At 44.7% G+C, this 11917-nt stretch carries 10 protein-coding genes; 5 read left to right on the top strand and 5 right to left on the bottom strand.

The features are described from left to right. Window positions 1-83: 83 nt before the first annotated feature. Window positions 84-1244, bottom strand: a complete 1161-nt coding sequence (locus FC51_RS03235; protein WP_057910826.1) for a histidine phosphatase family protein — start codon at window positions 1242-1244, stop codon at window positions 84-86. A 135-nt stretch (window positions 1245-1379) separates the two neighbouring features. Between FC51_RS03235 and FC51_RS03230 the strand changes: the two genes are divergently transcribed. Beyond that, complete coding sequence (locus tag FC51_RS03230) at window positions 1380-2447, top strand: endonuclease/exonuclease/phosphatase family protein (protein ID WP_057910827.1); 1068 nt, start codon at window positions 1380-1382, stop codon at window positions 2445-2447. Window positions 2448-2522: 75 nt separating this feature from the next. Here the strand turns inward: FC51_RS03230 and FC51_RS03225 are convergent, their stop codons facing one another. Both FC51_RS03225 and FC51_RS03220 read right to left on the bottom strand, forming a co-directional pair. After that, window positions 2523-3875: an aspartate aminotransferase family protein gene (locus FC51_RS03225; RefSeq protein ID WP_057910828.1), complete on the bottom strand. Its 1353-nt coding sequence runs from the start codon at window positions 3873-3875 to the stop codon at window positions 2523-2525. 18 nt (window positions 3876-3893) lie between these two features. After that, entirely contained in the window at window positions 3894-5348 is a 1455-nt protein-coding gene (locus tag FC51_RS03220; protein WP_057910829.1) for an APC family permease, read from the bottom strand. 365 nt (window positions 5349-5713) lie between these two features. Here FC51_RS03220 and FC51_RS03215 point away from each other — a divergent pair, with 365 nt between their 5' ends. The 3 genes from FC51_RS03215 (at window position 5714) to FC51_RS03205 (ending at window position 8129) form a co-directional block, all read left to right on the top strand. Further along, window positions 5714-6247, top strand: a complete 534-nt coding sequence (locus FC51_RS03215) for an HTH domain-containing protein (RefSeq protein ID WP_057910830.1) — start codon at window positions 5714-5716, stop codon at window positions 6245-6247. Between the two features lie 338 nt (window positions 6248-6585). Next, the gene (locus tag FC51_RS03210; protein ID WP_057910831.1) at window positions 6586-7359 is read left to right on the top strand and encodes a CHAD domain-containing protein; all 774 of its coding nucleotides are present in this window, start codon (window positions 6586-6588) and stop codon (window positions 7357-7359) included. Window positions 7360-7376: 17 nt separating this feature from the next. Then, window positions 7377-8129 (top strand): alpha/beta hydrolase, encoded by a 753-nt coding sequence (locus FC51_RS03205; protein ID WP_057910832.1) that lies wholly within the window; start codon window positions 7377-7379, stop codon window positions 8127-8129. Window positions 8130-8375: 246 nt separating this feature from the next. On the opposite strand, the gene FC51_RS03200 is transcribed toward FC51_RS03205, so the two are convergent. Further along, window positions 8376-9206: an undecaprenyl-diphosphate phosphatase gene (locus FC51_RS03200; protein WP_057909792.1), complete on the bottom strand. Its 831-nt coding sequence runs from the start codon at window positions 9204-9206 to the stop codon at window positions 8376-8378. Between the two features lie 201 nt (window positions 9207-9407). Here FC51_RS03200 and FC51_RS03195 point away from each other — a divergent pair, with 201 nt between their 5' ends. Further along, on the top strand, window positions 9408-10325 hold the full coding sequence (locus tag FC51_RS03195; protein WP_057909793.1) for an NADP-dependent oxidoreductase: 918 nt from the start codon (window positions 9408-9410) through the stop codon (window positions 10323-10325). Between the two features lie 136 nt (window positions 10326-10461). Here the strand turns inward: FC51_RS03195 and FC51_RS03190 are convergent, their stop codons facing one another. Next, window positions 10462-11817, bottom strand: coding sequence for a threonine/serine exporter family protein (locus FC51_RS03190; RefSeq protein ID WP_057909794.1), 1356 nt, complete (start codon window positions 11815-11817; stop codon window positions 10462-10464). Between the last annotated feature and the right edge of the window lie 100 nt (window positions 11818-11917).

Below are 11917 nucleotides of genomic sequence, written 5' to 3'. Positions count from 1 at the left end.
GCTTTCAGCTCAAAAAGTTATTCTAGGTTATGCTACGGAAGCAAACCCGCCTTTTGGCACACTCCCTTTTACATTGAACTTTGTTATTTCAGCACTTTAACGGTTGCTGTCTTATTGCCAAATACGGTTTGCGAAATCTGATCAGAATTCATATTGTGGGATTCCGCTGCGTTCTTTGGAATTGACGTTAGTTTCAAATTCATACCCTTTTTAAGTTTCGCCAGAGTTGATTTACTCAACTTAAACACAAAGTTTCCGTTTTGGTTTGCAGTTGCTTTCTTCAATGATGATCCTTTAGCGTTTGCAAGTATGAGTGATGCACCTGTTGAAGTTTTACCAGAAACCCGGTTCTTTTTCAAATAGAATCGGTTCACTTTTAATGTGTTTTTGGGAAGCTTTTGTAATGCGGCACCTTTATTAATTGTGTAAAGAATTGTCTTATCGGTTACATTTGATGGAAAGTAGAATTGGCCATTCTTATACGTTACCTTCATTGTGGCTTCATTTCCCCAATTAACAAATCTAGGAACTGTGTAATTCTTTTCAGCTGATAGCCATTCTGGAATCGACATCCCTGAACTGACGACGAGGACATTGCCACCTGTCTTTTCTGCTTTTTGAGCAATAGATGTTAATTCATTGTTCATGCGGTTGATCACCTGAGTAGAGCTTTCAGCTTTCAATGATTCCGGAAGACTTGGATCGCTGTATTTGCCAAAATCAACGGTCTCTGCTTCGTGATAGGCGTCCTGCAGTGCTGGCCAGAAGTCTTTGCCAAGGGCTTGTTGTGCTTTGCTAAAATCTTGCGGACCGGAATAAGTTCCAGCTGGTTTTACAAGTGGCATGGTAATTTTATTAACATCGTCATACTTCTGTCCCTCAAAACTACCATAGCCGCCTTCTCGAAGATTTGGCGTCCAATTGACCTTCAAGTTGCCATTGCCTGATGATTGAAGCGCATAGGTTGCTGTCTTAAAGGTCCGCATGTTATCTGCTGAGTAGGCAGCTTTGAATTTCAAGCCATACAACCCATATCCCAGTTGGTGGGCAACTTGAATGCCGGTATCGGTTAGCGGGCTGTCAGCCCAACCCTGACCACGGCCGTTAACGTTAAACATTGTTTGGCCGTGACGTGTTAAGTAAATATTAACTGTTTTGGCAGAAACACTTTGCGAAGATGTTCCGACCCCGATGCTGAGTGCACCAGCAAATAATAGCATAAACAAAAAATTTGATTTCTTCATGATATTCCCTCCTCAAGGATGAACAAAGATACCTAAATTTTATCATTAAAACGTTGTAACCGGTACCAATTGTTTAAAAATATTTCCAATCGTTCGTTAGCGAATTTGATATGATATTAGATGTGGAGGGATCATATGAAACAATTAATTAAGGTAGTACTGTGGGTTATATCTGGTCTGATTGTGATGGTCGGTGGGTACGCCGCTTACGTATTTTTAACTTACCATCGAATTCCTGATAACGTGAAACTTAAACCACATAATCAAAATCAGCAAGTTCTCAAAGCGAACCACCTGTACAAAGCGATGACGTTTAACATTGGATACGCGGCTTATCCTGATAATTATTCATTCTTCATGGATGGCGGCAAGTATTCACGGGCTTTTAGCCGCCAATCGGTTATGGCGGACTTGGCGGGCATTCACAGAGCCGTTAAACAAGAAGATCCAACGTTGATGTTTTTTCAAGAGGTAGATACTAACGGCGACCGCTCCTATCACGTTAACGAAGTCAGTTGGCTCGAGAACCGGATGGCTAATTATTCCAGTGTTTACGCTCAAAATTATGACTCGGCTTATCTGTTTTATCCCCTCAATCGACCGATTGGACGAGCTAAATCAGGGTTACTGACATTGGCAAAGGCGAAAATAACTGATAGCACCCGCTACCAGTTGCCGATTGACACCGATTTTAACAAATTTATGGATTTGGATCGGGCGATTTCGGTTAGTCACATTCCAGTTAGTAACGGTAAGCGATTGGCTGTGATTAATCTGCATTTATCCGCGTTCACCAAAAACGCCAAGGTTCGCAAAGCGCAAATCAATAAACTCTTTGCCAAAATGACCAGTGAAAGGCAAGCCGGCAATTACGTGATGGTGGCGGGGGATTACAATCATGATATGTTGGGGAATAGTCCGGAAGTCTTTAAGACAACCCGTAAACGCATGAATTGGACGCATCCATTTCCGGCAAATCAATTGCCAACCGGTTTTCGGATTGCCAAGCAAGGCTTAGCCGAGAAGAAAATCCCGTCAGTTCGCGCAAATGGGACCCCATATTACCCGGGAAAAACCTACACATCATTGATTGATGGGTTCTTGCTTTCAGATAATATTCAAGTGAAGCGCGTCCACGTTAAGTCCTTAGGGTTTAAAAATTCGGACCACAATCCTGAAGTGCTGGAATTTGAATTGAAATAAAAAGCCTGAGGCATTTTACTACCCTCAGACTTTTGTCATGTTGATTTAAATTTTTCAGTTAATTATAGTAGTGGGTTACCAGCCAATCTTACCAGTATTCGTTGGTAGTTCAACCTCACCGTTCTCAACGGCTGTAAAGGCATCGTCGAGCACCTGGAGGGCGCGATCGAGTTGTTCTCGAGGAATAACCAGTGGCGGCTGGAAACGCAGGATATTGCCTGCGAGCGTGATTAAAACAACGCCGTGGTCGAATGCATAATAGATGACTTTGGTTGCAGCGTCACTATCGGGTTCCTTTGTCTTTGGATCTTTGACTAATTCAATGCCGCCATTGAGGCCCCACATGCGAACGTCACCAATCATTGGGTGACGTTTTTGCATCTCCAGGAATTTTTGCTTGGCGTAAGCGCCGTCCTTCGCTGATTTTTCAACCAAATGCTCATCTTCAATGACATCAAGAGTTGCCAGTGATGCGGCGGAACACACTGGGTTACCGGCAGTCGTAAAGACGTGCGCCGGTGCCTCCAAGCTTTGCATCACTTCCTTTTTACCAATGACAGCACTTAAAGGCATGCCGGATGCAAGTGACTTGCCAACGGACATCAAATCCGGTTCAATGTCCTTGAACTGTTGGATGCTCCAAAGTTTACCCGTTCGGCCAAGGCCTTGGTTAACCTCATCAATCGCAAACAAAATACCATGTTCGTGACAAAATTGATAAACCAGCTGCATATATTCTTCCGGTGCCTTGATAATGCCGCCATCACCCTGGATTGGTTCAATCAGGACACAAGCCGTTTCATCAGCGGGCAAAAATGACTCAAACGGTTTCTTGAATTCGTTGAAGTAACGAAGTGAGATATCGTGTTCGGTTTCTCCGGGATAAGTTCTGTATGAATCAGGATAAGGAACGTGAACCACGCTTGGAAGCATTGGCCCAATCTTTCGGGTCATGTTTAAGCTACTTCCCGATAAGGTTTGCGAACCATACGTGGAGCCATGATACGAGCCCATATACGAAACAATGTACTGGCGACCGGTGTAGGCTCTTGCAAACTTGATAATCGCATCGTTTGCGTCTGAACCCGAGTTTCCGAAACTCACCATTTTTGGTGACTCTCCCGGGGCTATTTTAGCGAGCTTTTCAGATAGTTCCATTCCTGGAACGTGGTGAAAATACGCGGTGGTGTAATGAATCAGTTTTTGTGCCTGATCAGAGATTGCTTTAACAACTTTTTCATGGGTGTGGCCGACATTAATTGCAGATGCACTTGCCAGCAAATCAATATATTTGTTGCCGTCAACGTCCACTAATGTCGCACCGTGAGCGTGATCGATCACTAAATTATAGTAGTTGATTCGCGCGGATTGTGCATAGTACTGATTTTCTTCACCAATTAATTTAGAAGCCTTATCTAACTTACCCATGAAATCCTCAACCCCTTACTAGTCTTTTTCGTGTTCCGCAGCTTTATCAACAGTCGCGGTTGAATGTGTAATCCCATATGCGAAGTAAATGACCATGCCCAGGATAAACCAGCCGAGGGCATAAGTCTTAGCTTGGATGTCCAAGCCCCAGAAGATACCTAATGCACCTAAGAAGCCAAGTGCTGGCAACACTGGATAAAGCGGCATTTTAAAGCTTGGCATCGGAATATCCTTACCTTCACGAGGACGTAAAGCGTAAATGCCCAGCGATACGAACATGAAGGCGATCAAAGTTCCGGCGGAAATCAATTGTGCCAAGAAGGTGAATGGGAAGAATGCACCTAAGGCGATGGCAATAATGGTCAATACGATCAATGAACGGTTTGGTAAATTGTGATCCAATTTTCCAAGCCACTTAGGAAGTAAGCCGTCACGACCGAATGAATAGATCAAACGTGATCCGGCCAACATCATCCCGATTAAGGCGGTAAACATCCCAACAACCGCAATTGCCTGAACAACCGTTGCGATCACGGCATGCCCGCTTTGACGAAGCGCCCAACCAACAGGTTCAGCGTTGTTTGCGTAATCAGAATATTTGAACATCCCGACCAAAACCAAAGCAACGGAAACGAAGAGAATAACGGCAATAACCAGTGACCCAAGAATTCCTCGTGGCATGGTCTTTTGTGGATTTTTAGCTTCAGCAGAGTTCGCAGCGATGGAATCAAAACCAATGTAGGCCAGGAAGATTTCGGAAACCCCAGCGTAGATTCCTTGCCAACCACCAAATGCGGACCCATCCGGGTTAACGTGATACTTTGGAATAAATGGTGTGTAGTTGCTCATTTTAATGGCGGTTGCGCCAACAAAAATAAAAATTAAAATTGCGATCACTTTTAAAACAACCAGCGTGTTTTCAACTCGGGCGGTCTGTGAAGCACCACGGGAGAGCAGTGTTGTAACCAGTAAAATAACGATAATCGCGACGATATCCATTAAGCCGCCGTTACTACCGGTTGAAGCTGTAGAGAGTGCAGCTGGCAGCTTAAAGCCCAGAGGAGATATCAGTCCCTGGAAGTTGGCCGACAGACCGGATGCCACGAACGCCACGGCGATGAAATATTCTGCCAGCAGCGCCCAGCCTGCGATCCAGCCCCAGAACTCGCCAAAGACCACGTTGATCCAGGAATAGGCGGATCCGGCAAACGGCATTGCAGCTGCCATTTCAGCGTAGGCAAAAGCGACAATTCCGGCAACAATCGCAGCTGCCAAGAATGAAAGGGCAACGGCTGGGCCGGCATGTTGAGCGGCAACAACGCCGGGCAACGTGAAGATGGAAGTCGAAACGATTGTTCCAACACCAAGGGCTAAGAAATCTTTGGTTGTTAAGCTTCGAATCAAATGAGAATCCTTATCTTGATAGACAAGGGGATCTTCCTTACGGAACATTTTTTCAGTTAAACTGCTCATACAATCACTCCTACTTTCATTTCTAAGAAAATCGTTAAACGAAAACTTTAGATCTGGAAACCACACTTACTAAATACGAAAACGATCGCGGTTTCCTTCCTCGACCAACAATATGTAAATTATAATGGCAAAAAATCAGTTTTCTTTCAGTTCACATTCAGCATGCGAGTAGTTTACCGCATTTTAGATGAGATTGTCAACAAATAATCTAATTAAAATCTCATTTTAAGAGGGGATTTGTTATAATAAAATCCGAGCAAACTTCAGAATTTATTTGCCGAACGGCATGTTAATCACTATAATAATGATGTGCGACTGCAAACACACTGTTTGCAAACTATACTATTTATGTTGGGGGCGACATTATGGAACTGACTATCAAAGAGTTGGCGGACGAATTATCGGTATCGAAAACTGCAATCAGAAAACATATGGACGATAAGTTCAGAGATACATATACGATAAAAAAAGGAAACAAGATTCTGATCAAAGACGAGGGCGTTGAGCTTCTCAAAGGTCAATTCAAGAACCAAGACGGACACGTGGAACAAGAACGCGAAAAGCAAACCACTAACCAACTTGCGACTAAGGGTGATAACAAGCAAACAGCTTTGTTAGCTGAACAGCTGGAAGATCAACGAAAGCAGATTGAAGCCAAGGATAAGCAAATTGCTGAATTGCATCAATTGCTTGACCAATCCCAGCGGCTGCAGTTGGATGTTCAAAACAAGCTTAAACAACTCGAAAATAAGGGTGTTTCTTCGGTAAAGCAAACTATTCCAGAAACCGTGAACGAAGAACAACCCAAGGGAGATAAAATTCCCGATAGTTACCAGCCGAGTAACGCGCGATTTCAAGAAGCACCCAAGAAAAAGCACTGGTGGCAGTTTGGCCGATAAGATTTTTGATTCATTCTTCGAGTAACCGTTCATTCATTGACAACATGGGTATCGACCCGTTCAAAATGCTATTATTTTAAGTGCTTGTGACATTTAGCCATTAGCTTTCATTTAAGCCCAGTAATCATTTATTCCAAAACCAGGAATAATCGATTGCTGGGCTTAAATTTTGGAATCAAAACGCCTATATCTGAGATATCGCCGAGGCAAGTCATGATCAACAATGAACAAATTTTTGACTAATTATTACCGCTTTGAGATCAAACTATGCTAGATTAAAGTTGTACTTTTTGTGATGTTAAATCTTTTGTTTTAGAGCTGAAAAGAGGCAGTTCATCATGACAATCCAAAAGATAATTGAAAAACGTTACCAAGCCATCCAAGTTGAGTGGACACGGTACCTAAACAACCCTTATGATCCGAATCGCGCACATGACTTGCGGGTGATGATTCGAACATTGCGTGGATTAATTAAGTTCTTAAAACGGCGAATCGATCCGGTTATATATACGGGAATGGATGCCGAGCTAAGCCGTTCCGCCAATTTGTTCGGGACGCTGCGGGAACTTGACGTATTGATTGAAGAAGCCGGCGTTTATGCATACAACCACCCTGACGCGCAAGTTAACTACCGACACTTATTTAAACTTTTGCGGGACAGTCGTGAGCAGGAAATGCAACGGACACTGTCCAAGCAAGCACAGCAGGAACTGAGTACCTGGCTGCAGCAAGTTGGGCAGCAATTAAATCGCTTGAAGTTTGACGATATGACCGGTTGGCATCAATATGTATCTTCCGAGCTTACCCGGCGCGATAAGCAATTGACCAAGCGTTATCAAAATTTGGATTTTACCGATTACCCAATGGTTCACAAGGTGCGGAAACGATCCAAGACGCTCCGGTATTCTGCAACCTATTTTTCTGAATTTGCCCCAAACAAGGCAAAAAAGACTGGTAAGTCTGCTAGAGAAATCCAAGACCTTACAGGAACTATCACGGATGCCCACGTGAACTACGTCCGTTTGCACCAACTGGCAGCCCAGGTTACCAAAGATGAGGACAAGAAGCTGCTGGAAAAAATTGCCGATGAACAGTTGAAGAAAATTAGATAAGGCAAAGGAGCGTTTTGATGAGCATCTTGAGTTTTACCCGGGCTTGGCAGGCACTAGAAGAACAAACGACAATTCACGTGGTACTGCCAAATCAAATTGATCCGAAAAATAAGCTGCAGGTTCTTTGGCTGCTTCATGGCTTGGGAGATAACGGCAGCGGCTGGATCAGAAAGACGAATTTGGAAGTTTTAACCAAGTATACGAATTTGGCAGTCATCACCCCCGAAATGAATCGCAGCTTCTATATGAATATGGCTAATGGGTTGCCATACTGGGATTACCTTACCAAAGAAGTGATCCCGGAAATGCGAAAACTGCTGCCGCTTTCCACAAAATGGTCAGATAACTTTGTCGGCGGCGTATCGATGGGTGGCTTTGGTGCCTTAAAATTAGCCTTCACCCATCCGGACTGGTTTAGTGCGGTTATTCCGATGTCTCCGGTGGTTGATTTGACAACCCTGCCAAAAATGATGCCGGACTTTCGAGCGATCTTTGATGGTGCTTTGCCAGATCGATATTTACAGCATTTGGCAGAAGCAGCCCCCAAAGAAGCACTTCGAAAGTTGCGATTTTATTATCTAATGGGCGATCAAGACGAGATGAAGCCCGAAAGCGACGCCTTTGCTGCGTATTTGAACAATCGACTTGGCTTAAATGTGACTTATCAAACAGAACCCGGCGGCCATGATTGGCTGTACTGGCAAAAGATTTTACCGGATGTTTTAACATGGTTACTGCACGTCAGGCTAAGCGATGGAAAACCACTTTAATTGAAAATAGCAAAAAATGGGGCTGTGACAAAACTAACGTTTTGCCAACAGCCCCTTGCTTTTTCAATTTTATATAGCTGGAACGTGTGCCAAAAGGCTGCTTCCTAGGCATAACTACGAATAACTTTCCGAGCTTTCAGCTCAAAAAGTCATTCTAGGTTATGCTACGCCGGCCATGAAATGCCAAGCCTCTTTGGCGGAAGCAAACCCGCCTTTTGGCACACTCCCATTTTGATGCGATTAAATTTACCTGGCGAGAAAGCCAAAATAGGTGATGACGATAACGCTCAAAATAATTCGGTACCAGCCAAACACCTTGAAATTATTGTGTTGGATATAATTAAGCAAAAAGCGGATGGCAACGTAGGCAACTAAGAACGAGACGATCATTCCAGTGAGCAGAATGGTGGTCTGCATGCCGGTGAAAACGCCGCCGTGATGAAAGTATTTGTACACTTTCAACAATGAGGCGCCAAACATCGTTGGAATCGCCAGAAAAAAGGAAAACTCGGTTGCGACGTATCGTGAGGTTCCAATTAGGATCCCACCGAGGATGGTCGCACCGGACCGAGATGTTCCCGGAACCAGTGAAAGCAGTTGGAACATGCCGATAATAAACGCGGTTTTGTAAGATAGGCGTCCCAAATCAGTTAATTGTGGGGTCCGATGGGCGTTGCGATTTTCAATCACGATAAACAAAATACCGTAAATCAGAAGCATGGCAGAAACGACTTGCCAGTTCATTAAATGCGCGTCCATCCAATCATTGAGCAAAAGGCCAATGACGACGGATGGCAGGACGGCAACGATAACCTTGAACCACAAAACCCAAGTTTCGTGTTGCTCAACGTGGGTTTTCTTTGGCGACAACGGATTAAGCTTATGGAAATACAATACGACAACCGCCATGATGGCGCCTAGTTGAATGACCACGTTAAACATGTCAGTGAATTGGGTACTTTGGCTCATTTTGATAAATTCGTTGACCAGGATTAAATGCCCAGTGGAACTGATTGGCAGAAACTCGGTAATCCCTTCAACGATGCCTAAAATAATTGCTTTAATAATATCTAACATCCAATAAACTCCCCATCATTTAAATTTATAGGATTAGCATGCCATAAAATTGCTGTCAAAAGGACTGTTTTACCCATTATTTACAAGATTAATACCTAACTTTTACATTGTTAGAGGCAAGCTTTTCGATTCAAGATTCTTGCCCACATCTGTGAATGCGCTTACAATTGCGCTAGTAAGATAAATGAGGAGGAAGAGATTATGAAAGCATATGGATATGAAAAACATGGTACACCCGACGTATTTCAAGAATACGACGTTCCAAAGCCGGAGCCAGCTTCTAATCAAGTGCTGATCAAAACAATTGCGATTGGTTTGAATAACCGTGAGCGGGCTGAGCGTAGCGGCGGATTTGGCACCTTATCCACACCAAATATTCCAGGCCGTGATGTTGTGGGTGAAGTCGTTGAGGTCGGCGATCGGGTCGATCAATTTGTCGTTGGTGAGTTGGTCATGACCCACACGGAACACGGCTATGCGGAATTCGTTTTGGGAGATCTGGACGCGACAGTCGGCGTTCCTGACGGGATTACGCCTACCAGAGCAGCTGGATTGATTACCCCGGGGCTGACGGCCTATAAAGCCGTTAAGTACTTTGGTAATATCCAGTCTGGCCAAACCGTTATTGTTAAAGGCGCTTCCGGCGGTGTTGGGTCACTAGCCGTTCAGATTGCGACGGATCTGGGTGCCACGGTGATTGGGATTGCATCCAGCCATAATGAAGATTATGTCAAATCAATTGGGGCGACCAAATTTGTGGCTTATGATCAAACTGATCCGGCAGTCGAATTGGCTGACACTGGCGACGTTGTATTAAACAGTGCGATGAATGGTGCCGGCACCGATGATGACGTTAAGATGGTGAAGCCAAACGGTACGATTGTCAGTGTTGCCCACAATTCGCCAACTACCGACAAGCCGTTAAACTTTGTCCATGTTTACCCGACGGATGCGATGACCGACCGCGAAGCACTTCAGGCAGTCATTGATTTGATGCGTGACGGGAAATTAGATATTAACATTGGCTATAAGCTGCCATTTGACCGCGAAGGATTTGTGAAGGGCCACCAGTTGTTAGAGGAAAAACACGATGGCCGTGTGGTGATTGTAGCTGGATAAGTGAATGATTGTGATAAATAATAATAAAACCGGGTCGCCATGCTTTCGCGTGAGATCCGGTTTTCGTTTGCTTTTAAGTTGTATTTTTAGTAATTCGTGGTTGCTTTGCCATTGTGCATGACACGGCTCACCGTCCTTAATCGAAGTGTCGCCACTCCTTGTCCATCAAGGCTCTTGCCACGAACAAGCCCATTGGTAGGAAGATGATGATTAAGGCGGCTTTGGTTAACCACAGGGCACCGACACTTATTTGGTTGATGCCGATGTTATAAACTGCCCGGTAGATATAAAGTCCCGGTACCATGATGACAATTGATGGGACCGTCAACGAGATTCTTGGGTAGCCGTTATATCGGTTGACTAAAGAAGCGATTAATCCGGCTACCAGCGCGGCAATAAAGGCGGCTGCTGCAGGTGGCAGGGAGGTTAAATCAACCAGTTCTAATCGCAACGTGTTGGCAACCGCCCCAATCAGGCCGGCAGTCATCGCCATTTTCTGGGAACTGTTAAACATAATTGAGAAGCCGTAAACCCCGCAAAAACTGGCGGGAAGCCGCAATAACATGAGTAACACCGGCGATAAACCGAGTGGTAGGAAATTTTCTGGTCGAAAATCAAATAGCAGCGCCACCAGCCAACCAACTAAAGCTGCGACAGCGGTAATCATGATCGCGTACGCCAATCGTTCCAGCCCGGAACGCATATCTAGTTTTGAAATATCCAAGAAACTGGTGATAAATGGAAATCCGGGGATGACAAACAGCATTGCGCCAATGTAACCCGCTTCATGTTGAGCCAGAACTTGGAAGTTGGCCTCAAAAAGCTTAAACGAGAACATGTAAGCTAAACAGGCAATGGCAACCGCAATAGAAATACTGGCGATGGTGGTGATATGCTGCTTTCCCATTTGGCCCCGGAAATACTGCCCGATTCCAGCACCAATGAAGGAGCAGATCATTTCCGGAATGCCGCCACCCAGCAAAAAAATAAAGCCGCTGCAGGCCAAAGCAGCCGCCAAGCCTGAAATAATGGGGGTGTATTGAACCGGCCGCTGCTCAATTTCGCTAATTTTGGCGTGGATTTGCTTAACGGTTGCGGTGCCGAAGTCTCGTTCAAAATGATCGACGAAATTTTCCAGCGTGTTCAATTTATCGGTGTTAACGCCGGTGTTGGGCAGGGCCAGTACTTGGGAGTAACTGTGATCATTGATAAAGCAGGTAAATTGAAGCGAACTCAACCCGATATCTGCCGAGCAGGTTAGCCCCAAGACCCTGGCAATGGTGTTCATGGCATCTCGCACCCGCCACGCCCCTGTGCCACACGACAACATCACGATTCCGACTCGACCAACAATTGAAGCCCGTTCCCTCAAGCCGGCTTGTTTTGCGGGGACTGATTCGTCAAGTGTGAATGATTTCCAGGGAATTGTCATGTGGTGGTTTTGTGATAAATGGAATTTTTTTGGTGCACTTGGTTCCTCGCTGTTTGCCATGATATCCTCCAGAATAATTTAAAATTCATGATTGCATACAATATTGTATTATATGCGTGCCATGAAACAAGTTTCAAGTTGGAAAGGGCTTACAGTTGGA

It is taken from the genome of Lentilactobacillus parabuchneri DSM 5707 = NBRC 107865, from assembly GCF_001435315.1.
GTDB classification, from domain to species: domain Bacteria; phylum Bacillota; class Bacilli; order Lactobacillales; family Lactobacillaceae; genus Lentilactobacillus; species Lentilactobacillus parabuchneri.
Note: the sequence above shows the minus strand (reverse complement) of the source record. Positions and strands in the feature narration are given on the sequence as shown.